Origin of the sequence: Lonepinella sp. MS14435 (assembly GCF_042485795.1) — a bacterium.
Classification (GTDB): domain Bacteria; phylum Pseudomonadota; class Gammaproteobacteria; order Enterobacterales; family Pasteurellaceae; genus Lonepinella.
In genome coordinates, this window is the sequence record NZ_CP169368.1 from 227,624 (window position 1) to 249,723 (window position 22,100).

The 22,100-nt window shown below is 38.0% G+C and carries 24 protein-coding genes; 11 read left to right on the forward strand and 13 right to left on the reverse strand.

All coding sequences use genetic code 11. The annotated features are described in order from the left end of the window. Positions 1-2 precede the first annotated feature (2 nt). Positions 3-1,370, forward strand: a complete 1,368-nt coding sequence (gene hemN, locus O1Q80_RS01085) for an oxygen-independent coproporphyrinogen III oxidase (RefSeq protein WP_386695153.1) — start codon at positions 3-5, stop codon at positions 1,368-1,370. Positions 1,371-1,578: 208 nt separating this feature from the next. Here hemN and O1Q80_RS01090 read toward each other — a convergent pair whose 3' ends face one another. The 3 genes from O1Q80_RS01090 to asnA form a co-directional block, all read right to left on the reverse strand. Beyond that, the gene (locus tag O1Q80_RS01090) at positions 1,579-2,877 is read right to left on the reverse strand and encodes an ammonium transporter (protein WP_386695155.1); all 1,299 of its coding nucleotides are present in this window, start codon (positions 2,875-2,877) and stop codon (positions 1,579-1,581) included. Between the two features lie 27 nt (positions 2,878-2,904). After that, entirely contained in the window at positions 2,905-3,243 is a 339-nt protein-coding gene (locus O1Q80_RS01095; RefSeq protein ID WP_386689000.1) for a P-II family nitrogen regulator, read from the reverse strand. 233 nt (positions 3,244-3,476) lie between these two features. After that, entirely contained in the window at positions 3,477-4,469 is a 993-nt protein-coding gene (gene asnA / locus O1Q80_RS01100) for an aspartate--ammonia ligase (protein WP_386688998.1), read from the reverse strand. Positions 4,470-4,647: 178 nt separating this feature from the next. Between asnA and asnC the strand changes: the two genes are divergently transcribed. Then, positions 4,648-5,100: a transcriptional regulator AsnC gene (asnC, locus tag O1Q80_RS01105; RefSeq protein WP_386688996.1), complete on the forward strand. Its 453-nt coding sequence runs from the start codon at positions 4,648-4,650 to the stop codon at positions 5,098-5,100. A gap of 57 nt (positions 5,101-5,157) precedes the next feature. Here asnC and O1Q80_RS01110 read toward each other — a convergent pair whose 3' ends face one another. Further along, on the reverse strand, positions 5,158-5,373 hold the full coding sequence (locus O1Q80_RS01110; RefSeq protein WP_386688994.1) for a YdcH family protein: 216 nt from the start codon (positions 5,371-5,373) through the stop codon (positions 5,158-5,160). A gap of 83 nt (positions 5,374-5,456) precedes the next feature. After that, complete coding sequence (locus tag O1Q80_RS01115; RefSeq protein WP_386688992.1) at positions 5,457-5,669, reverse strand: SlyX family protein; 213 nt, start codon at positions 5,667-5,669, stop codon at positions 5,457-5,459. A 100-nt stretch (positions 5,670-5,769) separates the two neighbouring features. Here O1Q80_RS01115 and fkpA point away from each other — a divergent pair, with 100 nt between their 5' ends. The 5 genes from fkpA to O1Q80_RS01140 all read left to right on the forward strand — a co-directional run bounded on the left by fkpA (position 5,770) and on the right by O1Q80_RS01140 (position 8,320). Further along, positions 5,770-6,540, forward strand: coding sequence for an FKBP-type peptidyl-prolyl cis-trans isomerase (gene fkpA, locus O1Q80_RS01120; RefSeq protein WP_386695157.1), 771 nt, complete (start codon positions 5,770-5,772; stop codon positions 6,538-6,540). A gap of 68 nt (positions 6,541-6,608) precedes the next feature. After that, positions 6,609-7,274: a transcriptional regulator gene (locus O1Q80_RS01125; protein ID WP_386688988.1), complete on the forward strand. Its 666-nt coding sequence runs from the start codon at positions 6,609-6,611 to the stop codon at positions 7,272-7,274. Position 7,275: 1 nt separating this feature from the next. Then, on the forward strand, positions 7,276-7,656 hold the full coding sequence (gene tusD / locus O1Q80_RS01130; protein WP_386695159.1) for a sulfurtransferase complex subunit TusD: 381 nt from the start codon (positions 7,276-7,278) through the stop codon (positions 7,654-7,656). Beyond that, entirely contained in the window at positions 7,656-8,015 is a 360-nt protein-coding gene (gene tusC / locus O1Q80_RS01135) for a sulfurtransferase complex subunit TusC (protein ID WP_386690186.1), read from the forward strand. The genes tusD and tusC overlap by 1 nt, the downstream gene beginning before the upstream one ends. 8 nt (positions 8,016-8,023) lie before the next feature. Continuing rightward, a complete protein-coding gene (locus O1Q80_RS01140) occupies positions 8,024-8,320 on the forward strand; it encodes a DsrH/TusB family sulfur relay protein (protein WP_386688984.1) in 297 nt (98 codons plus the stop codon). Here O1Q80_RS01140 and O1Q80_RS01145 read toward each other — a convergent pair whose 3' ends face one another. Continuing rightward, complete coding sequence (locus O1Q80_RS01145; protein ID WP_386695161.1) at positions 8,321-8,875, reverse strand: topoisomerase DNA-binding C4 zinc finger domain-containing protein; 555 nt, start codon at positions 8,873-8,875, stop codon at positions 8,321-8,323. Between the two features lie 81 nt (positions 8,876-8,956). Here O1Q80_RS01145 and rmuC point away from each other — a divergent pair, with 81 nt between their 5' ends. Both rmuC and glpE read left to right on the forward strand, forming a co-directional pair. After that, on the forward strand, positions 8,957-10,438 hold the full coding sequence (gene rmuC, locus O1Q80_RS01150) for a DNA recombination protein RmuC (RefSeq protein ID WP_386695163.1): 1,482 nt from the start codon (positions 8,957-8,959) through the stop codon (positions 10,436-10,438). Next, entirely contained in the window at positions 10,422-10,748 is a 327-nt protein-coding gene (gene glpE, locus O1Q80_RS01155; RefSeq protein ID WP_132299874.1) for a thiosulfate sulfurtransferase GlpE, read from the forward strand. Before rmuC ends, glpE begins: the two co-directional genes overlap by 17 nt. On the opposite strand, the gene O1Q80_RS01160 is transcribed toward glpE, so the two are convergent. Further along, positions 10,741-11,055 carry a DUF5389 family protein gene (locus O1Q80_RS01160; RefSeq protein ID WP_386688977.1) on the reverse strand — a complete coding sequence of 105 codons (315 nt, stop codon included), beginning with the start codon at positions 11,053-11,055 and terminating at the stop codon, positions 10,741-10,743. The genes glpE and O1Q80_RS01160 overlap by 8 nt on opposite strands. A gap of 53 nt (positions 11,056-11,108) precedes the next feature. Here O1Q80_RS01160 and O1Q80_RS01165 point away from each other — a divergent pair, with 53 nt between their 5' ends. After that, entirely contained in the window at positions 11,109-11,681 is a 573-nt protein-coding gene (locus O1Q80_RS01165) for a rhomboid family intramembrane serine protease (RefSeq protein WP_386696121.1), read from the forward strand. 53 nt (positions 11,682-11,734) lie between these two features. On the opposite strand, the gene O1Q80_RS01170 is transcribed toward O1Q80_RS01165, so the two are convergent. From O1Q80_RS01170 to malK, 6 genes are all read right to left on the reverse strand, one after another. Beyond that, positions 11,735-13,699 (reverse strand): site-specific recombinase, encoded by a 1,965-nt coding sequence (locus tag O1Q80_RS01170; RefSeq protein WP_386695165.1) that lies wholly within the window; start codon positions 13,697-13,699, stop codon positions 11,735-11,737. A 122-nt stretch (positions 13,700-13,821) separates the two neighbouring features. Then, the gene (locus O1Q80_RS01175; RefSeq protein ID WP_386688957.1) at positions 13,822-15,489 is read right to left on the reverse strand and encodes a ribonucleoside-diphosphate reductase subunit alpha; all 1,668 of its coding nucleotides are present in this window, start codon (positions 15,487-15,489) and stop codon (positions 13,822-13,824) included. Continuing rightward, positions 15,476-16,453 carry a ribonucleotide-diphosphate reductase subunit beta gene (locus O1Q80_RS01180; protein ID WP_386695167.1) on the reverse strand — a complete coding sequence of 326 codons (978 nt, stop codon included), beginning with the start codon at positions 16,451-16,453 and terminating at the stop codon, positions 15,476-15,478. Before O1Q80_RS01180 ends, O1Q80_RS01175 begins: the two co-directional genes overlap by 14 nt. Positions 16,454-16,820: 367 nt before the next feature. Next, positions 16,821-17,720 carry a maltose operon protein MalM gene (gene malM / locus O1Q80_RS01185; RefSeq protein ID WP_386695169.1) on the reverse strand — a complete coding sequence of 300 codons (900 nt, stop codon included), beginning with the start codon at positions 17,718-17,720 and terminating at the stop codon, positions 16,821-16,823. A gap of 87 nt (positions 17,721-17,807) precedes the next feature. Next, the gene (locus tag O1Q80_RS01190) at positions 17,808-19,136 is read right to left on the reverse strand and encodes a maltoporin (RefSeq protein WP_386695171.1); all 1,329 of its coding nucleotides are present in this window, start codon (positions 19,134-19,136) and stop codon (positions 17,808-17,810) included. 155 nt (positions 19,137-19,291) lie between these two features. Further along, positions 19,292-20,410: a maltose/maltodextrin ABC transporter ATP-binding protein MalK gene (malK, locus tag O1Q80_RS01195; protein ID WP_386688949.1), complete on the reverse strand. Its 1,119-nt coding sequence runs from the start codon at positions 20,408-20,410 to the stop codon at positions 19,292-19,294. Positions 20,411-20,825: 415 nt separating this feature from the next. On the opposite strand from malK, the gene malE reads away from it, so the two are divergent. Beyond that, positions 20,826-22,016, forward strand: a complete 1,191-nt coding sequence (malE, locus tag O1Q80_RS01200) for a maltose/maltodextrin ABC transporter substrate-binding protein MalE (RefSeq protein ID WP_386688947.1) — start codon at positions 20,826-20,828, stop codon at positions 22,014-22,016. Positions 22,017-22,100: the final 84 nt, after the last annotated feature.

Sequence of the window (22,100 nt, forward strand, 5' to 3'; positions counted from 1 at the left end):
CCATGAGTGAAATTACTTGGGATCACAATCTTATCCAGAAATATAACCATTCTGGACCACGTTACACTTCCTACCCAACGGCTTTAGAATTTAATGAAAGCTATACTAATGATGATTTCAAGGTGGCAGCAGCACGTTATCCTGAACGCCCCCTTTCATTGTATGTACATATTCCTTTTTGCCATAAACTTTGCTATTTCTGCGGTTGTAATAAGGTCATCACTCGTCACCAACACAAAGCCGATATTTATTTGGATTATGTAGAACAGGAAATTAAAACACGTGCGGCATTATTCCAACACCGTCTTGTGACGCAAATTCACTGGGGTGGTGGCACACCAACTTATTTGAGTGAACAACAATCTGCACGTTTAATGCAAATGCTCACCGATCACTTCAAGATCGCCGATAATGCCGAAATTTCTATTGAAATGGATCCACGTGAGATTGAACTTTCCATGTTGGCTCATTTACGCAAAATCGGCTTTAATCGCATTAGTATGGGCGTGCAAGATTTTAATAAAGAGGTCCAAAAAGCGGTGAATCGTGAGCAAGATGAAGCGTTCATTCAAGCCTTGCTTATGCGTGCCAAAGAACTCGGTTTTCAATCGACTAACCTAGATTTAATCTATGGTTTGCCATTGCAAAGCGTAGAAAGTTTTATGTTTACTTTGCAAAAAGTCATAGAGCTTGATCCTGATCGTTTAAGTGTATTTAATTACGCTCACTTGCCCGCTCGTTTTGCTGGTCAGGCAAAAATTAAAGATCACCAGTTGCCAACTCCAGAAACTAAGCTGACGATTTTACAAAAAACCATAGAAACCTTAGGCAACGCAGGTTATAAATTTATCGGCATGGATCATTTTGCTAAACCTGATGATGAGTTGGCGATTGCACAAAATAAAGGTATTTTACACCGCAATTTCCAAGGCTATACCACCCAAGAAGAATGTGATTTGCTCGGCTTAGGCGTATCGGCAATCAGTTTGTTAGGCGATACTTACGCCCAAAACCAAAAAGAAATCAAACGCTATTATACAGACGTAGATAGCACAGGTATTGCCTTACATAAAGGCTTGGTGTTGAGCCAAGAAGATTGCTTACGCCGTGATGTCATTAAGGCGTTAATTTGTAATTTTAAATTAGATTTCGCCAACATTGAGAAACAATACCAAATTGATTTTAATACCCATTTTGCGGAAGATTTAGCATTACTGACTCCACTCGTAAAAGATGGTTTAGTGCAAGTTAGCAAAAGCGGTATTCAGGTATCTTCCACTGGTCGCTTGTTAATTCGTAATATTTGCTTGTGCTTTGATACTTATTCACGCCAGCAAGCAAGAAGACAACAGTTTTCAAGAATTATTTAACATTGCCCCCCTCAGCCCTTTGGGCAGCTCCCCCCGCAAGCAGGGGGAGCGAAAGGGGAGAATATACCGCATTGTTCAATATTTGCCTTTAAACTTCGCTTTTTAAAGAGGAAAATTTATTAATCGCTTTTTTAGGTCGTGATGATTAATTTTCGCTCCCCCTGCTTGCGGGGGGAGCTGCCCAAAGGGCTGAGGGGGGCTTGCCTAACTACTCAATACGTTCCCCATGTAACACCAAGTCTAGCCCTTTGCGTTCATCATCATAATCAACACGCAAGCCAATCGTCTTATCAATGATTTTTAGAATAATAAAACTCCCCACTGCACTATAAGCCACAGTAATCAATACGCTTTCAATTTGTAACCAAAGTGTGGTATCTGTAGCTGAAATATCGGTAGAAACAAATACGCCTGTTAATACTGCACCAACAATGCCACCCAGACCATGAATTCCAAAGGCATCAAGCGTATCATCATAACCTAACCAATATTTTAATTTGGTTGCTCCGACAAAACAGATTGCACTGGTGATCACCCCAATAAATAACGCACTTTGTATCGAAACAAAACCAGCAGCAGGCGTAATACCCACTAACCCTGCGATTGCTCCTGAAGCTAAACCTAATGCAGAGGGTTTATGTTTACAACAAACTTCAATTAAAATCCAAGTTAACGCTGCTGCAGCTGTAGCAACTTGTGTGGTAGCTAATGCCATTCCAGCACGTGCATCTGCGGCTAAAGCAGAACCTGCATTGAAACCAAACCAACCAACCCATAACATTGCCATACCAATTAAAGTTAATACAAGGTTATGTGGAGCCATGACTTCACGCCCATAGCCGACACGTTTACCAATCATAATAGCAGCCATTAAACCTGCAACCCCAGCGTTAATATGAATGACTGTTCCGCCCGCATAATCTAATACACCATCAGAAGCTAACCAACCATCTAATCCCCACACCCAATGAGCGGTTGGTACATAAATGAATAATGACCAAAAACCGACAAATAATAAGAGTGCAGAAAACTTCATACGTTCCGCAAATGCCCCTGTAATAATAGCTCCAGCAATAATCGCAAATGCCATTTGGAAGATCATAAATACCGCTTCTGGAATCGTGCCAGCCCCAGGGTAAATGGTGCCTAACCCTTTTTCACTAAACAAATCTAAACCTTGTAAGAAAAAGCGATCCGTTCCACCTAAAAAACCCGTATTTTCAGTGAATGCTAAACTATAACCAAAGCACACCCAAATCACCCCGATTAAACAGGCAACCGACATACTTTGCATCATCGTAGCAAGCACGTTTTTCTTACGTACCATGCCTGAATAAAATAAGGCAAGTCCAGGTAATGTCATAAATAACACCAAAATTGCCGAAATCATCACCCAAGTAGTATCACCTGAATTAAGTTCAGATAGCGGTCTAAGCCATTCTTCCGTACTGGCGGCTGCCATCATTGGGAAAATCACAATCCCCATCATTAATAACCATTTACGCATTGTTTGCTCTCCCAAAAAATAAAAAATTTACACCGCACTTTCGTCAACTTCGCCTGTGCGAATACGAATAACACGTTCCACTGGCTTAACAAAAATTTTGCCATCGCCGATCTTGCCTGATTGTGCTGCACAACAAATTGTTTCAATAACCTGTTCCACTGCATCGTCAGTCACCACAATATCAAGTTGAATTTTGGGCAAGAAATCTATCATATATTCTGCCCCACGATATAATTCAGTATGTCCTTTTTGACGACCTACGCCTTTTACTTCAAGTATCGTCATGCCGTGAATACCAATACTATTTAACGCATCTCGCACGTCATCTAAACGAAAAGGTTGAATGATTGCTGTGATTTGTTTCATTTTGCTTTCTCCTGTGTAGTTAAAGATTGGATATATTTTAAGCAAAACATACCCGCCATAGCTGACTAGCCATAAAACTAGAGTAAGCTACGGTAATTTAAGAAAACAGAAATCAATTAAAGAAAAGATCTTTGGAGAGAAATCTGTTCCCTTGCGGTGACTACCACTAAGGAACAGACCTTAGCGTTAGTCTTAATTTAAATTAAAATTATCGCTATTCATGATAAGTTAAATTAAAGAATATGTTTAAATTCAGCCAATACATCTTTTGGCCATACGCTTGATTGTACTTCGCCAATATGATGTTTTTGTAATAACAACATCACTAAACGAGATTGACCAATACCACCACCGATAGATAACGGCATACGACCATTAATTAAATCTTGGTGCCAATCAAATTTTAAACGATCTTCATCATTAGTAATGGCTAACTGTTTACGCAATGCAGTTTCATCAACTCGAATCCCCATTGAAGAAAGCTCAAAAGCACGTTCCAATACTGGATTCCAGACTAAAATATCACCGTTTAAACCTTTGTATTCACCCTCAGAAACCGTTGTCCAGTCATCATAATCTGGTGCACGACCATCATGTGGTTTACCATCAGACAACACGCCACCGATACCAATTAAGAACACCGCTCCATATTTTTTACAAATCTCGTTTTCACGTTCTTTATCGGTCATGTTTGGATATTCTTTCACTAAATCTTCGGAATGAACAAAAGTAATTTCTTTTGGTAGGAAAGATTTCAAACCAAATTTCTCATCTACTGCTTTTTCCGTTTCTAAAATAGCTGCATAAATAGAACGAACCGTTTCTTTTAAGAAAGCTAGGTTACGGCGACCTGCTGGAATGACTTTTTCCCAGTCCCATTGATCAACATAAACTGAGTGAGTTTGATCTAAACTATCTTCATCTGGGCGTAATGCTTTCATGTGTACAAACAACCCTTCACCTTCTGCAAAGCCAAAACGAGCTAAAGTATGACGTTTCCATTTGGCAAGGGAATGAACGACTTCAAAAGATACCCCGTCTATCATTTTTACATTTACTTGAACTGCTTTTTCTTTACCTGATAAATTATCTTGAATACCATTACCCACTTGGCTTAATATTGGACCTTGAACTTCAACCAAACCTAAATGTTCAGCTAATTTTTCAGTAAATGTGTTCTTAGCAAAGCTAATTTCTTGTTGCTGTAAAATAAATGATTTTTTCATTGTTTAAATACCTTTTTTATTATGTGAGTACGTTTTTCGCATCTTGCGTAACGCTTGTTGCATATTATTTAATATTACAAGTATAATTTTCAATACTTTTTACGAAATTTTCTATATAATGCAGAAAATATTCAAATTAACAATTATAATTTTAGATAAAATCTAATACGGAGCCGCTATGCAAACCATCGATAACTTAGATCAACAAATTTTGCGTGTTTTAACTAAAGATGCACGTACACCTTATGCCGAAATGGCAAAAAAATTCGGGGTCAGCCCTGGCACAATTCATGTTCGCGTAGAAAAAATGCGACAGTCTGGTATTATTGAGGGAACCAAAGTACGTATTAATGAACGTAAATTAGGTTATGACGTATGCTGTTTCATTGGCATTATCCTAAAATCAGCCAAAGATTACGATAAAGTCATTCGTAAACTCGAGAGTTTTGATGAAGTCGTGGAAGCCTATTACACCACGGGGAATTATTCCATTTTCATCAAAGTAATGACCCATACGATCGCAGAATTACACTCTGTGCTTGCGACTAAGATCCAATTAATTGATGAGATCCAGTCCACAGAAACATTAATTTCAATGCAAAATCCTATTTTGCGTGATATTAGACCGTAACCGATTGATAAAAATAAAAAAGTGCGGTGTAAAATACCGCACTATTATCTCTTTTAGCTATTCACTTGCCTTTTTCAAAATCGCATACATTTCATCTTTTAAGCGTAATTTTTCTTTTTTAAGTTCCTCTACTTCTGTGGGAGTGGCAAGTTCAATATTACTCTCAATATTTTTGACACGTTGGTCCAACGCATTGTGTTCATCAAACAAACGTGCAAAGTGAGCATCTTCAGTTTTTAGCTTAGTAATTAAATCACGAAATTCTGGAAACATAGTTTTCTCCTAAATATAGTTTGTAATGAATAACTTCATTGTAATCTAAAATAAATCAAAAAAATGTGAAGTCAGTCACATATTTAATAATGTGGCGGCAGAGTTTCTTCCGCCTGAGTTGCCAAATTTGACGGTTGCATATCTTTTAGTTTATTGGCTAAATAACGTAATTGGGTTTGCATTTTATCCATGGTAAATTGTTGCTCAACTAGAGCTTGATTTAATTCTTCTAACAAATTGTCTTGAAAAGTCAATTTCAATTCTAATTCTTCAATACGCTTTTCTATACTTTGCATAATTCATCTCTTAATCTTTATTAGCGAATGTCAAGATTTGACAAAACGCTCCAAGCACTATAATCTAACGTTGTTATTTTAACCTATAAAGGATAGCAAAATGCTAAAAATCAAAAAAATTTCCACCCTTGCATTATTAATTGGTGCAGCCGTGGCAACAACAGCTTGTAATGAAGAAACAAAATCAACTCCAGCAAAAACCTCACCAGCAACGCAAACCGAAGTAACTAATAGTGATTTAAAAGATAATTCTTATGCGGTAGGCGTATTATTTGGTACCGATCTAAAAGGTGTGATTGAAGCCCAAAAAGAACTTATTACCTATGATCAAGACAAATTATTAGTTGGTTTAAAAGACGCATTAAATGGCAAAATCGATTTAAATAATCCAGAATTAGGTAATACATTGAAAGCTCTGGATGAAACATTAAAAGTACAAGCCCAAAAGAAAGCAGATGAACAAGCTCAACAGGCACTGCAAGAAGGGGCAAAATTTGTGGCTGAATTCAAGAAAAAAGATGACGTAAAAGAAACCCAATCTGGCTTGATCTATCATATTGAGAAAGCTGGTGACGGCGTTGCGATCAAACCAGAAGATACCATTAAAGTACATTACACAGGTAAATTACCAAACGGTACGGTATTTGATAGCTCAGTAGAACGTGGCGAACCTGTTGAATTTGTCTTAAATCAATTAATTCCAGGTTGGATTGAAGGTTTACAATTAATCAAAAAAGGCGGAAAAATTGAATTAGTCATTCCACCAGCATTAGCTTATGGCGAGCAAGCTATGGGACAAATTCCTGCTAATTCAACACTTTATTTTGAACTTGAAGTGCTAGATGTAAAACCAACTAAGTCTGCAAAATAAATAAAATTCACACCGCACTTTTTATCTGGATTGGATTAAAAGTGCGGTTATTTATTTGAGAAAAACCAATGCTAAGTGAAAAACACCCTTTTACCGATGAAGATCGGACGATTTTGACTTCCTATAAAGCTGTAGTGGAAGGTGTGAGTGCATTAATTGGAAGTCACTGTGAAATTGTTTTACATTCATTAGAAGATTTTGAACATTCTGCGATTTATATTGCAAATGGACATAATACTAATCGTCAGGTCGGTTCACCACTGACCGATCGTGCCTTGCAATCGTTGCATAACATGAAAAACGAAAGCGTTTCTAAACCTTATTTTACCCAAACGAAAAGTGGCAGTTTAATGAAATCGGTGACTATCGCAATTCGTAATAGCAAGCAACGAATTATCGGTTTATTGTGTATTAACATTAATTTAGATGTCCCCGTTTCACAACTCCTACAAACTCTCATACCAGTGCTTGAATACGATGAAACATCAACGGTAAACTTTGCTAGTTCGGTTGAAGACTTAGTTATCCAAACGGTAGAAAAAACCATTGAGGAAGTCAATGCAGATCGGTTAGTTGCCAATAATAATAAAAACCGTCAAATCGTGGTTTCACTATACGAAAAAGGAATTTTTGATATTAAAGATGCCATCAACCTTGTAGCTGAACGCCTTGATATTTCTCGCCATACGGTGTATCTCTATATTCGACAAGTCAAACAAGATCAAGAGGACTAATATGCGTTATGTTCTTGCGATAAAAAGCCCTGTTTATGGATCACAAGGGGCATTTTTTGCCTATCAATTCGCCAACGCCTTGTTGCAAAAAGGACATCAAATTAACCAGATTTTCTTTTTCCAACAGGGTGTTAGTAATGGTAATAACTGTGTTTCACCAGCTAACGATGAATTTAATCTACAAAAAGCATGGCAACAATTAAGTCAGCAATATCAAGTACCATTGCATCTATGTATTGCAGCCAGTCAACGACGTGGCATCGTGGATCACACCACAGCGAGTAAACCCAAACAACAAAATCTGGCTGAACACTTTATCCTAGCAGGATTAGGTGAATTTAGTCGAGCCATGTTAGAAGCAGACCGAGTAATCACTTTATGATTAAATTAGCTTTTGTTTTCAAAACTGCCCCATACAGCAATGCTGCCAGCCGAGAAGGATTAGATGCCTTGCTTGCAGCGACCGCTTTTTGTGATGAAAATGAAATTGCGGTGTTCTTTATAGAGGATGGCGTTTTTAACCTATTAGCCGCTCAACAACCTGAATTAATCCTACAAAAAGATTTTATCAGCACCTTTAAATTACTTGATTTATACGACATTGAACAGCGGTTTATATGCCAAGCATCCTTACAGCAATATGCTTTAGAAAACGCTGAATTTATTATAAATTGTGAAAAAATTGACCGCACTTCGCTGATTGCAAAACTCAAAACTGCGGTGCAAATTTTAACGTTTTAGGAAATACCATGCTTTACACCCTTGCCAGCACGCAATATAGCCCAACAGAATTACAACGCTATTTCGCAGAAATCAACGAACAAGATGCTCTGGTTTTATGGGGCGATGCGGTACTATTAATTGTCAAGCAAGCAGATCTATTACAACAACTGCATACGCCTTGCTATGTCATGGCAGATGATCTGACGGCTCGTCATTTACAACATCACCCCAACATCATGCACTTAAAAGATAAAATCCAACTGATTACGCTGGATAAATTAGTCGAACTGACAGAACAATATTATCCCCAGTTTGCCCTCTGATTAACATTCATTTTTTACATCAAACTGATGTTTACACCGCCGATTCGCACACACAAAAGTGCGGTGCATTTCGCTGGATTTTTTTAAACTCGCAACATTTGTACCGCAGTTTGGACAACTGACCTGATAAGGTTGACTGGCTAAGGTAAATTTACAATGGGGAAATTGATTACAAGCATAAAACGTCTTACCTTGTCGCCCACGCCGAGCAACTAATTCACCTTTGCCACATTCAGGACAAACAAAAGATTGTTCAGGCTCATCTTGTTTTTCTTGCACAATAAAATGACAATCGGGATAACCACTACAGCCAATGAAAATCCCGAAACTACCTTGTTTAACTTGCAAAGGACAATCACACTCGGGGCAAATTTCAGTTAATTGTTTTAAGATTTTATGTTCAGATTGAGCCTGCAAAGGTTTTAAATAATCACAGTCTGGATAAGCCGAACAACCTAAAAACAGCCCTTTTTTACCCTGCCGAATATGCAACGGCGAACCACATTGAGGGCAGATTTCTGGTTGTTTGCGGTGTGGGAAAAAAGAGCCTGTCATGATTATTCCTGTTAAAAAAATATTATGCTGATTTTACGCATTTTCGTTTATACTAGCCACTGTTTTAAGAAGGATTATGCCATGCAAGAATTATTACAACATCCCTATTTTTTAACCGCACTTGGGGTCGGAGCGGGTCTGTTGGTTTTATGTTTAATCTTATTATTTGTACTCTCACGGCGGAATCGTGATGTAGTGGAATTACAGCAGGATTTAAATAAAAACATTAATGATTATAATCAATTAGTGGATAAATTTGACAACCTAAGTGCGGTGAAAAATCAGCAAGATTTAGCTGTTATGCAGTTGCAAACCAAAGAAGAATATTTAAATGTGGAAATTGCTGAACGAGATCGCATTATCACTAAACGCACAACAGAATTAGATAAAACTCGTGAAATTTTAACCGCACTTCAACAAGAAGTGTCTCGATCCAAAATTACTTTAGCCGAAAAAGAAAAAAGTTTACAGGAACAACAACAAACCTTTACCCAAAGCAGACAGCAATTAAGTGTCGAATTTCAAAATTTGGCAAACCGTATTTTAGAAGAAAAATCCCAATCTTTTAGCCAATCCAATCAACAGGCATTAGATAGTTTATTAAAACCGTTCCGTGAGCAAATTGAGAGCTTTCAAAAACGGGTTAATGAGGTACATTCTGAAAGTGTAAAAGGGAATACCCTGTTAGAATCAGAAATTAAAAAAGTGCTTGAAATTGGGCTTTCCATGTCCCAACAAGCGAATAATCTTACTTCTGCTTTAAAAGGAGAAAAGAAAACCTTAGGCAACTGGGGGGAAATTCAGTTAGAACGGACGTTACAATTAGCTGGCTTGGTAAATGGTGATCATTACTCTGCTCAAGCCCATTTTAAAGATGAACAAGGCAACCATAATTACCCTGATTTTGTGGTGCATTTGCCAGATAACAAACATTTAATCATTGATAGCAAAATGTCCTTAGTCGCTTATGAAAATGCGGTGAATGCAGAAGATGAACTACAACGCAGTCAATTTATGCGTGAACATATTAAGGCGATTCGCAACCATATCAATGATTTATCACAAAAAGATTACAGCAATTTAATCGGCATGCGTAGTCCGAATTTTGTGTTGATGTTTTTTGCGGTTGAACCTGCTTATATTGAAGCCATGAAAGCGGATGTGGAATTATTTAATTTTGCTTATCAGAAAAATGTAATTTTGGTGTCACATACCACCTTAATGCCAATCTTACGCACCGTGGCGAATTTATGGCGAGTGGAACGAGGCAATGCAGAAGCCAAAGAAATCAGTGAAAAAGCAGGGGATATTTATAATCAAATTTGCTTATTAGCGGAACGTTTGGCAAGATTAGGTGGAACATTAGCCACAGCAAGTTCCCGCTATAATGACACCGTGACGGCTTTAGTTGGGCAACAAGGTTTAGTGGGTAAAGTGGAACGCTTTAAGGATTTATCTGCCAAAGTTACTAAAACTTTACCGAACGTAGAATTATTACATCAAGATATAGAAACAGAAAAATTATTGATTTTAAAGGAAAACGCAGATGACACAAATAATTGATATTAGCCCTCAACAAGCATGGGAAATGTTGCAAACCCAAACTTGTGCCTTATTAGATGTACGTGATTGGCAACGTTACAGCCACAGCCATATTCCCGAGGCATTTCATTTAACGAATCAAAGTTATGGCGATTTCCAAAATGAATATGATTACGATGAACCCGTGATTTTAGTTTGTTATCACGGCGTGAGTAGTCGCAGTGTCGCCACTTATTTAATCGAGCAAGGCTATGAACAGGTTTATAGTATTATTGGTGGTTTTGAGGCATGGGAAAAAGCAGGATTACCGATTGAACAAGGATTTAGTTAAACCCCACAATCACTACATAGCCAACAACACACCAAAAAATCACCGCACTTGCGATTAATGCTTTTTTCGCCAAATTGGGATGACGTTGGTTTAGCTTAAATAGAATCCGTGCCATAATGGCTAATACAAAGGGATAAAGCCACATGGAAAATGAAATAAAAGTGCGGTTGAAATAATCTAGCTCTGGATTATTAAAAATAGCAGGTGAAAGCAGTAAGGATAATGGCCAAAACAACATTGGCAAGCAAAATCCAGCTAATAACCAACTAAAACCACTAAACCCGTCTGGCAAACTTTTGTTTTCCATTTTTACCCCCATATATTAAGTTATGCTAAAAAATAAAAGGAATATAACAAATGCTGTCAAGTTTTAGAAGTCATTCAGCAAAATTTACTTTATTTATCACCGCACTTTGCGTGATTTTATACATCATTGGTAATACTATTGATCTGGAAACTGAGGTTTTATTGAATACCATGCACTTTCCAGCAGATCAATTTGAGCAACAAGATTATTGGCGTTATTTAAGCCATACCTTAATCCATTTATCCATTACTCATATTGGTTTCAATCTAGCGTGGTGGTGGCTGTTTGGTGCTGCGATTGAAAAAAGATTTGGCTCGTTCACTTTGATTTTGCTTTATTTAGTATCAGGTATCGGCTCTGGTTTTGTGCAAAACTGGGCAACGGGTCCTTGGTTTTTCGGACTATCAGGTGTGGTTTATGCAGTCATGGGTTTTGTCTTTTGTGTGGATAAATTTAGTCCCAATACGCAATTTGATTTACCCGAAGGCTTTTTCACCATGTTAATCGTTGGGATTGCGTTTGGCTTTATCAGCCCATTAATTGGCGTTCAAATGGGAAATGCAGCACATATTTCTGGCTTAATTATTGGGTTAATCTTTGGCTTTTTACGAGCAAAAATTGGGTAGTAGCATAAGATAGTGGCATAAATAGTGCGGTGTTTTTCACCGCACTATTGCCTTTATCTGTCTAGTTGCACTGGCAAAAACAAGCTCAATGGTCGCTTACGAATAATCTCACACAGGCATCGACAAATTTCACACCAACTGTCAATTTCCGCATTTAACGCCCTTAATGCCACTCTTAATGCCAGCGTAAAACTCACCACTAAATTCACCACACCAATGAGCAAAACAAAACCGATACACTGCAAAATAACCGCCCAACTGAGATGACCACTTACCGCCACATAACCTAGATTAGCCGATGAAAATGCCACATGGCGAATATCTAATGGCAGACCTAGCCAATAACCAACCAATCCTGTTAAACCAAGCAACATACCAAAACAGAAGTTTCCCATTAAGGAACCATAATTATCATGTAAATAATGAGCGAATTTAATGCGGCATTTTTCTGGCATGATGTATTTCAGTAGTGGATGATGCGGTAATCGCATTCTGAGATTGAGATAGTTACTACGATTATCAAAATAACCCGAAATAATCCCTGAACAGAATAACCACACACCTGCAATAGCAGCAAACCATAACGTTCCTTTGGTTGGATCAATGGAATGGAGTTGGTAATCAATCGCAGCAGAATCCAGTAATGGCAATCCTGTTTTTTCTGTATAAAGATACGCAATTAACCCACTCAATCCCATCGCAAAAGCCACATTCCCCAGCACCGCAATGGTTTGTGAACGCAATACATCAATCAATAGTTGAGCTAATTTCATGTTCACCGCTCGTCCTTGTGGATTACGCTCTACCGCTTCGGCAAAACGGGCGGCGGTCATGGCGGGCTGTTTAGTGGCGACCGTAAAATGCAACATAAAAATCAGCATAAAGCCTAAACCATAATTCAGCCCGTATGCGAGGCTTTTCCACGTTTTATCATCAATAATATCGCCAAGATGAATTTTAAATAATGCCATTAAAGCAATTAAAATCCCTCCGCCAGCCGCAGAATAGAACATCGCAAAATATTCTTTTTTGGTGCGAGTAACGTAATGTTCACCATGATCACTGGTATTTTGTGCAATGGTGCGAGATAACATACCAGCACTCTGTTTCCAAAGGACGCAGATATTATGTTGATCAGTGGCTGCACTCGCAAAAATTTCCGTGGTTTGCAGCACGCTTAGTAGAGATAATGTTCGCTCACTAAATAACTTTTTAAGCATCACCAAACGCTCAAGGGTTTGATTTAAACGTTCTAATAAATGAGCGACCGCTAACGAAGAACCTGCCACAGCACCACGTTTGTAAAAACGATCAATTTGTTTTCGACATTGCGATATCATGACTTGTAAATGGCTATCATCATAATCTTCACCCTGTTGTTGGGCGGTTAACCACAATGCTACTTCTTTTTGTAACGCCACAAAAGGCGAATGGGCATCTAATAATGCTGGATCTAACCGCATTAATTCAGGATCCAAATCTTCCGCTGCCAACCAAATCGCTAACATTTCAATGGCAGAATAACCCTCGTGATAGAGATGTTGCTGTAACCAATTTTGATCTTGTTGCTCGGTATATTGTTCCAATGTCGCAAATAGATTCACCCACATTTTTGCTGAAATTGCTTTAAGCCACACCATATCTTTACGGTTATGAAATAACATAAAGAACACATCACGCAAATCTTTGCTATCTTTAAAGGCAGGATTGAGTTTTTCATATAAGCGTTGTTTCATTTCCTTGCCAAAACCGTCACGGCTTAAAATACCACTACTAATCAGCAAAGGATATAAACGCATTTGACAAAGCCAACGGCATAATAACGTAGTGATACGTTTGGCTAATTCAGGATACTGTTTTAATAAGTTGGTAAATAACGCAATGCGTTCATTGGCTTGAAATTGCCCACCCTCACGTAAATATTGACAAAATAACTGGAGCAAAACAAAAGGATCGGTTTGCTGCTCAATATCGGCTAATAATTGATCCAGTCGTTGTTGAATAAATGGTATAGTCATAAACTCTTTTTTCGTTGTGTTATCTTATTATGATATATTCTGAGCCTAAAAGTTCAACCCATAAAAAAGTGCGGTGAAAAAGTTTGATTTTTTTCACCGCACTTCAGGTCTCTATTTAGCCATTAGCCTTCGCAACTTGAGCAGCTTAATAGGTTGCGATTAAACACCTGTGCTGCACTCATGCTATATTGATAATAAATGGATTTTAAGCCTAACTCTTCGGCGGTTAAGTATAACTGGTTCAAATCACGTGCTGGTGTGGATGGGTGAACCATGATGTTAATACTTTGTCCTTGGTCAATATATTTTTGACGTTGTGCCGCTTGTTGAATCACGCTTAACTGACTGATTTCAGAGAACGTTTTAAACACGTCTTTTTCTTCATCGGTCAACTGGGATAAATGTTGCACAGAACCATCATGCAATAAAATGCTATCCCAGATTTCGTCCTTGTCTAAGCCTTTTTCTTGTAATAATTTTTCCAAGAATGGGTTTTTATAAACGGTTTTGATTTTAGCTAAATCTTTTACATAATAATTGGATTTAAACGGCTCAACAGACGGTGAAACACTGCCTAAAATAAAGCTACTAGATTTAGTTGGAGCAATACTCATCAAGGTGGTATTACGGCGACCATAGCCTTGTAATAATTCTGGTTCACCAAAACGCTGGGCTAATTCTTTTGATGCGTTTAAGGTTTTCTCTTTTAAGGTGCGGAACACTTCATTATTTTTTTGCATCGCATCAAAGCTATCAAAAGCAATATTGTTGGCTTGTAAATAACTGTGCCAACCTAACACGCCTAAGCCTAATGCACGGTGTCTGCGGGCGAATTTATTGGCTCTTTCCAAAAATGGAATATGCTGGCTTTTTTCGATAAACTCGCTCATTACTACATCTAAGAAATAGGTTAATACTTCAGGGGCATCGGTATCTTTCCATTCATCAAAATAAAGCAAGTTCATTGATGATAGACAGCACACAAAACTTTCGTCTGCACAAGCAGGTAACATAATTTCGGTACAAAGATTTGAGGCGTGTACCACCATGTTTTTATCTTTATACACATCTGGACGACCAACATTCGCATTATCTTTAAAGAATAAATACGGAATACCCGTTTCAGTTTTACGTTGTAATAATTTTGCCCAAAGTTGACGTTTATAAGGATCACCTGCTTTCATGCTTTCTAACCATTCGTGACCGATACAAACACCATAATACATTAACTGAATCGGATTACCCTCGGTGTGAATATCCAACCATTCATCAATGTCACCATGTTCAATATCAATATAACCAGCAAATTGCCCTTTACGTGAGGTGCCTTGTGAGATCACGTCAATAACGGTGTCAAACAGTTTGGTAAAGTTAAATGAACCATCTGATTTACCATTATTTTTAATGCTGGTACCACGTGGACGAATATCGCCAAAATAAGCTGATGTACCACCACCAATTTTGCTCATCATACCTACTTCGGCAGTAGTCACCATAATTTCGTGAATGGAGTCGCCAATATAGCTACCAAAACAGGAAATCGGCAAGCCACGATCTAAACCAAAGTTTGACCAAATTGGTGAAGAAAGAGAAAAATAACCACGTGCCATATAGTGATAAAATTTATCCGCATAGCCCTCGATACCAAGTTTATGTTCGGCATGTTCAGCGATAAAGCGAATACGATCTAATGCGGATGTTCCTTCGAGCAAGTAACCACGTTGCAAGAACAAACGGCTATCTTCGTTTAACCAAGCGAAGTCTGGACGGTTTGGATTAGAATAAGTCATCGGCGGTAATCTGTTTCATTTTTTTACTGTAATCAGTGCTACGTTTATAGAAGAAATCATTTTCTTTAGTAGAAAGGATTTCAATATCGAACCACTGGGTTTCTTTTAATAATTCAGGATCAATGTTATGTGGAGCTGGCAAGCCTAAAATAGTCAATGAATTGTTGTAGCGGCTTTTAATATAATTTAACACTGTTTCTTTGGTGATAAAACTTAAATCGCCACCTTCAAAAATCCAATCCACAATACCACACTCTGCTTCAAAGGCTTGATCAGAAAGGGTTTTTAAGTCAGCGAAAAATTCATCGGTAAATAAATCTGCATGTTCATCACGTAGAATCTCATACAACGCAATACCAAATTTACCATGAATTTCTTCTTCTTTTGAAGTAGCTTCTACCGCATTGGAAATCCCTTTAAACAGGTTTTTATGCTTATTAAAGGACATCATAACCAAGAATTGACCAAATAAGGAAATATGTTCCACAAATAAAGAAAACAAAACTAAAGACAATACGAACTCGCCTTTGCCAGCATCTTTTTCTTTCATAAAACTTTCCATATAACGAATACGCTTCATTAATGGCTCAATATCCTGAATTTGAGCAAACATATCGTTCAAACCCAATTTTTCTAACAAGAAAGAATAGGCATCTTTATGGCGTACTTCTGATTCTGCAAAGGTGCCACCCACATCGTCCATTTCTGGTTTTGGGAAATAACGATATAGCTCACCCCAGAAACGTTTTACATTCACTTCCACTTGTGAAATGGCTAACATCGCACGCGTTAAGACTTGACGTTCGTGATCGTTAATCGTGGTACGGTAATCTTGAATATCACCCGTGAAATTAAATTCGGTATGCAACCAATAAGAATGACGAATAGCATCTTTGAATTCAAGCAATTCGGGGTATTCGTAAGGTTTAATATTCAAGCGTTTTTCAAAAAGATTTCTGGACATAATGGGTTCACCTACCTGTGAAAGAAATGAAAATGTGGGGGTTATTTTAGACAAAAAAAATCAGATAACAAGACTTGACAAATGGCAAATTTAACCTCTTTTTAATAGGATTTTGATTTATAAAGGAAAAAATTTTTAAATTTTTTTATTAGCATATATATGGTTTTTTGTAGTTAGCAAACACAATATGTTGTGTTTATGCCCAAACCCCGTATGCGAGTGAGGGGGACTGATCGCCCTGCACTTGCGTACAGGGCTACGCATATAACGATGCTCCACATCTTAATCCAATAACCAAGCCCCAGCGGGGCGTGATTTGCCTAACCCCGTACGTGAGTACGGGGGATATGAGTACAGGGATATATGATTATTTCGCCGAAACCTGTTTTAAAAACGTTTGTCTTGGACTGGTTAAGCCTAATTTTTCGGCTTCATTGACCAAATTCATCGCTTTATTAATATCATTGGCTTTTAATGCTTTACTTACCGCTTGATTGAAATACGCTTCAGTATCTTTATCAACGGCTGTCGTAACCGCCTGTTTATTCCCTTGGCTCGCTTTGGCGACAGTGGCTGTCGTTGCAGCAGTGGTTGCCGTTGTACCAACAGCTGTACTGGTCGTTTTTTTACTGGTTGGCAGAATATCGGATAATCCAATAAATCTTGTACCTGAGCCATTGCTCACATTCACGGCTACTTCACCATGACGGCTATGTTTAACCACAATATCATCAATCGCTGGTGGTTGAGTGCCAGTGGCTTTGGCATAGGCTTTCGCTGGGTGTGGCACCGTAGTCGTTGTGCTTAAATCTTGTGCTGTGGTATAGATTAACAAATAAATATAATCCTGATTTGCCGTTGGCGTTAAGTCTAACTCTGCGGTAAAGCGATTAGGTTGCATACCTCGTTCTTCTTTAAATTGGAAGTGCGAAGAATCATATTGTGCCGCAAGATTAAAATTGCTGTCTAAAATCACCGCACTTGGAATAAAAACATTGTTATCAGCAACTGGGCTGGTAATTTCAATGCTTAATGAACCTTGATTAGCAGGAATACGATAAGCGGCTACAGGGCTTTCTGTACCAGCGAAAGACGTAGTAAAGGCTTGCTTTTGTTGTTCGGATAATTCAGTGGTTAGGGTTTTAGAAAAAGTAACATCTTGCCATGGCAAATTTGCCATAGTTTGCGGATTAATATGAACCGTTTGAGCAGAAACAGGCAAGGCAAAACAGGCGAAAAGTGCGGTGAGAAATAAAGATTTTTTCATATTAACCTCTTTACAATATGAATAACAAAGGGAAAGGCTATCCGTTTAGGATCATCAATAAACGGATAGCCAAGTTTTAGCTTAGGATTACCACCAAGCCTCAAATTGTACACCCATGACAAATTCACCGTCTTTGGCTTTATAGCCAGCATCAGTACGATCTTTTTGGTTAAATTTATCATTCCAGTGTGCATAAGTACCAAACACACGAATGGCTGGTCTTGCCCAAATGCTATCACCTGCTTGCCATTGTTGGGCAAGGGTGAATTTGGTCATGTCATTTTTCTTACCAGTGGCTTGATCTTTAATGCGGTCATAACCTAATTCGAATAAAGTACTCATGGTTTTAGTCCATTTATACATCGGACGAATACCCGCAGAATACCACGTTTTACCTTTATTGTTATCTAAATCGGTTTTTTCATAGATTAAGGCATACATAGTTTCAATTTTATCGCTTAATTGCACCACACCATGATCGAGTACACGAATCATTTTACCTTTATTCTCTACAGAACCACCTTGCGAATGTCCAGTGTTCCAAGATGTCATAGAATCTGTGGCATATTGTACCACGAATTTATTGAAGCCACCGAAGAAGTTACCTTGCGTATGTTCAACCGTTGCCATAAAACCGTCTTTAGAGGCGTTTGGATCTAAAGTTGTACCATTTTTAGTTCTAGCACGACCATAATCCACACCAAATTCTAAGCGACCATTCTCACTAACTTTAAGATCGGCTAGACGAACATCAAATACATCATTATAAACTTCCGCGGTTTTCTTTAATTCCCATTTAGTATCATAGACATCTTCAGTTAAAATTGTGCCATCAGGTCTGGTACCAGTTTGTTTAAAACCAACTTTATTTTTGGTTTCATACCATTTCCAAGCCCCTTCTCCTTCAGTATTACGTGTTGCTGCCAAAGATAATTTACCAAAACCTAAATCAATATTTTCAACCCCTGCACCCGGACCAGAAATATCCCAGTAGTAGAAGTCATTCATGTGAACATCATGACGTTGATAGAAACGTTTACCTGCCCATAATGTGGCACCAGGTAAGCTGTCAGCAAAGTTTTTGAATTGTACGTTAATTTCACGCAATGCTGGGCTGGTAGATTCCCAGTCAACTTGTTGATTAACGGAATAGGCTACATTTGAATCTAAGTAAATAGATTTGTCGCCGTCTTTAAACAATTCTTGACCTAATTTAAATTCCGCATAGGTTTCCGCTTCGTTACCTAAACGATATTTTGTACCACTACCATTGACACTAAATGCAGTTTGTTCGCCACTGCCTGATGTCCAACCGATACCAGAACGGGCATAACCATGGAAATCAACGGCAAAAGCCTGAGATGAAAAAATAGCACCTGTTACAGCTAAAGCAAGCAGAGTTTTTTTACTATTCATAATATTGGCCTCTTAATTAATAATGATTAATTTATATAATGCAATGGGTTTAACCTATTGCTATTTTTAATGATATTCATACCTAAATATCAAAAATGGGTTAATATCACGGTTGAAAAATTCTAAGCTATTTTTCACCGCACTTTTGAGAGCATTTACACCCCAATTTCCTTAAACAACCGTTGGCAAGCTGTGCCGTCTTCTTTAAATAAATGACAGCGTTCTGGCACAATACCAATATCAATAGTTTCACCCTCGTTGACTAACATAATGTCATTTTGGCGATAAACTAAGGTCGGCTGTTTAATTTCTGGAATCTCTAAATGCACTTGTGTTTCATTACCGAGCAATTCCACCACTTGCACATTACCCCGTAAAGTTACCTGTGCTTTATTAGATGGAACTAAATGTTCAGGGCGAATACCGAGTGATAAACTTTCCCCTACTTTTACCCCGACACCTGAAACGGGAATCCAAAAACAATGATGATTGGCATCGGGTAATTCAATCTGAACTCGTTCTTTTTCCACCGCAGTTACTCGTACGGGGAGAAAATTCATTTTCGGCGAACCAATAAAGCCAGCCACAAAGCGGTTGGCAGGATAATGATATAATTCCAATGGTTTACCTACTTGTGCAATACCACCCGCTTTTAACACCACGATTTTATCCGCCAAGGTCATGGCTTCAATTTGGTCATGGGTCACATAAATCATGGTACGGTTTAAGCGTTTATGTAATTTTGAAAGCTCTACTCGCATTTGCACCCGCAATGCAGCATCAAGGTTAGAAAGGGGTTCGTCTAATAAAAATACATCGGGTTGAGAAACTAACGTACGACCGATTGCCACCCGTTGACGTTGTCCGCCTGATAAGGCTTTTGGTTTGCGATCGAGTAAATGGGCTAATTGTAAAATTTCTGCCACTTGATTGACTTTCTGCATTCTATCGGCTTTACTGACACCCGCTAATTTCAAACCAAAACACATATTTTCAGCCACATCAAGATGGGGGTACAACGCATAGGATTGGAATACCATACCGATGCCACGTTTAGACGGTTCAACATCATTCATGCGTTTTTCACCAATATACAAATCACCTGATGTAATATCTTCTAATCCAGCAATCATGCGTAATAAAGTCGATTTTCCACAACCAGACGGTCCGACAAAAACCACAAATTCACCCTCTTGGATCTCTAAATTAATATCTTTGGATATATGAACATCACCGTAAGATTTGCATACGTTGCGTAGTGACACATTAGACATAGATACCTCTCATATATAATTTCAGCTTGATTTCGCTATACCCTTGGATTTGGTCAATATAGTGAATGCTTTTATAAAAAAGCAAATCATCCCATAACGAATTTTTTTGGTATGAGTTATTATTAGTTGCTTTTTTGCAAAAAAAAATATCTACCTTGTTTTTTTTACGAATTTTGTGATCTAGTTCTCGTTTTTGATAAAAATTTTTATGATCTCAGTCATATTTCTGTTTAAATTATGGAGTAGATCACACTTTTGGAGTGGGGGGCGTAGAGTGGGGAATGATGAATCATTAATGAAATATCGTCATTCTTAACCGCAGTAAAAACAGGATTTCATTGCGTTAAAAACGAGATATTGTGAATAATGAAATGAATACTCAATTTAATATACCTTTATATTTTAGGAGAAAACTATGAAAAATCAACTGATTAAATTTGCTTTAACTGCAGCGGCAGGTTTAGTGTTATCAACTTCTGTAGTGGCAAAAATGACCGAAGGTAAATTAGTCATTTGGATTAACGGCGATAAAGGCTATAACGGTCTAGCTGAAGTGGGTAAGAAATTTGAAAAAGATACTGGAGTGTCTGTACTGGTTGAACATCCAGATAAATTAGAAGAAAAATTCTCACAAGTAGCTTCCACAGGTGATGGTCCAGATATTATTTTCTGGGCGCATGACCGTTTCGGTGGCTATGCACAATCTGGTTTATTAGCAGAAATTCACCCAAGCAAAGAATTTAAAGAGAAATTTGTAGATTTTGCATGGAATGCTGAAAGCTATAACGGTAAAATCGTGGGGTATCCAGTAGCGATTGAAGCATTATCTTTAATTTATAACAAAGATTTAGTGAAAGAAGCTCCTAAATCTTGGGAAGATATTGTAGCGTTAGATAAAAAACTTAAAGCGGAAGGCAAAAACGCGATTATGTGGAATTTATCTGAGCCATATTTCACTTGGCCAGTGGTTGCATCAAACGGTGGTTACGCCTTTAAATTTAGCAACGGTAAATATGATGCCAATGACATCGGGGTCAATAACGCTGGTTCACAAAAAGCCTTACAATTCGTGGTGGATATGGTGAAAAATAAAGTGATTAATGCCGATATGGATTACTCCATTGCTGAAGCTGCATTCAATAAAGGACAAGCTGCCTTAACCATTAACGGACCTTGGGCTTGGGGCAATATTGAACAAAGCAAAATCAATTATGGCGTAACTGTGTTGCCAACCTTAAATGGTCAACCCTCTAAAGCGTTCGTAGGTGTGTTAAGTGCTGGGGTCAACTCTGCAAGCCCAAATAAAGATTTAGCCACAGAATTTTTAGAAAATTATCTGTTAACCGATGACGGATTAAGTGCGGTGAATAAAGATAAACCTTTAGGTGCGGTGGCATTAAAATCTTATCAAGCGGAATTAGCAAAAGATCCACGGATTGCCGCAACCATGGAAAATGCTCAAAAAGGCGAAATTATGCCAAATATTCCACAAATGAGTGCTTTCTGGTATGCAGAACGGAGTGCAATTATTAATGCAGTCAATCAACGCCAAAGCGTAAAAGAAGCATTAGATGACGCACATAGCCGTATTCAAAAACAACAATAATTTATCCTCACCCGCCCCTCTCCCATTGGGAGAGGGAATTTAATTGGTTATTTCAATATAGCAAAGTTTTTTTAAATTAAGGTG

What these genes read in the sequence shown, in the direction of transcription:
- hemN (WP_386695153.1), top strand. Translation starts at nt 3, where the DNA reads ATGAGTGAAATTACTTGGGATCACAATCTTATCCAGAAATATAACCAT.
- O1Q80_RS01090 (WP_386695155.1), bottom strand. Translation starts at nt 2,877, where the DNA reads ATGCGTAAATGGTTATTAATGATGGGGATTGTGATTTTCCCAATGATG.
- O1Q80_RS01095 (WP_386689000.1), bottom strand. Translation starts at nt 3,243, where the DNA reads ATGAAACAAATCACAGCAATCATTCAACCTTTTCGTTTAGATGACGTG.
- asnA (WP_386688998.1), bottom strand. Translation starts at nt 4,469, where the DNA reads ATGAAAAAATCATTTATTTTACAGCAACAAGAAATTAGCTTTGCTAAG.
- asnC (WP_386688996.1), top strand. Translation starts at nt 4,648, where the DNA reads ATGCAAACCATCGATAACTTAGATCAACAAATTTTGCGTGTTTTAACT.
- O1Q80_RS01110 (WP_386688994.1), bottom strand. Translation starts at nt 5,373, where the DNA reads ATGTTTCCAGAATTTCGTGATTTAATTACTAAGCTAAAAACTGAAGAT.
- O1Q80_RS01115 (WP_386688992.1), bottom strand. Translation starts at nt 5,669, where the DNA reads ATGCAAAGTATAGAAAAGCGTATTGAAGAATTAGAATTGAAATTGACT.
- fkpA (WP_386695157.1), top strand. Translation starts at nt 5,770, where the DNA reads ATGCTAAAAATCAAAAAAATTTCCACCCTTGCATTATTAATTGGTGCA.
- O1Q80_RS01125 (WP_386688988.1), top strand. Translation starts at nt 6,609, where the DNA reads ATGCTAAGTGAAAAACACCCTTTTACCGATGAAGATCGGACGATTTTG.
- tusD (WP_386695159.1), top strand. Translation starts at nt 7,276, where the DNA reads ATGCGTTATGTTCTTGCGATAAAAAGCCCTGTTTATGGATCACAAGGG.
- O1Q80_RS01140 (WP_386688984.1), top strand. Translation starts at nt 8,024, where the DNA reads ATGCTTTACACCCTTGCCAGCACGCAATATAGCCCAACAGAATTACAA.
- O1Q80_RS01145 (WP_386695161.1), bottom strand. Translation starts at nt 8,875, where the DNA reads ATGACAGGCTCTTTTTTCCCACACCGCAAACAACCAGAAATCTGCCCT.
- rmuC (WP_386695163.1), top strand. Translation starts at nt 8,957, where the DNA reads ATGCAAGAATTATTACAACATCCCTATTTTTTAACCGCACTTGGGGTC.
- glpE (WP_132299874.1), top strand. Translation starts at nt 10,422, where the DNA reads ATGACACAAATAATTGATATTAGCCCTCAACAAGCATGGGAAATGTTG.
- O1Q80_RS01160 (WP_386688977.1), bottom strand. Translation starts at nt 11,055, where the DNA reads ATGGAAAACAAAAGTTTGCCAGACGGGTTTAGTGGTTTTAGTTGGTTA.
- O1Q80_RS01170 (WP_386695165.1), bottom strand. Translation starts at nt 13,699, where the DNA reads ATGACTATACCATTTATTCAACAACGACTGGATCAATTATTAGCCGAT.
- O1Q80_RS01175 (WP_386688957.1), bottom strand. Translation starts at nt 15,489, where the DNA reads ATGACTTATTCTAATCCAAACCGTCCAGACTTCGCTTGGTTAAACGAA.
- O1Q80_RS01180 (WP_386695167.1), bottom strand. Translation starts at nt 16,453, where the DNA reads ATGTCCAGAAATCTTTTTGAAAAACGCTTGAATATTAAACCTTACGAA.
- malM (WP_386695169.1), bottom strand. Translation starts at nt 17,720, where the DNA reads ATGAAAAAATCTTTATTTCTCACCGCACTTTTCGCCTGTTTTGCCTTG.
- O1Q80_RS01190 (WP_386695171.1), bottom strand. Translation starts at nt 19,136, where the DNA reads ATGAATAGTAAAAAAACTCTGCTTGCTTTAGCTGTAACAGGTGCTATT.
- malK (WP_386688949.1), bottom strand. Translation starts at nt 20,410, where the DNA reads ATGTCTAATGTGTCACTACGCAACGTATGCAAATCTTACGGTGATGTT.
- malE (WP_386688947.1), top strand. Translation starts at nt 20,826, where the DNA reads ATGAAAAATCAACTGATTAAATTTGCTTTAACTGCAGCGGCAGGTTTA.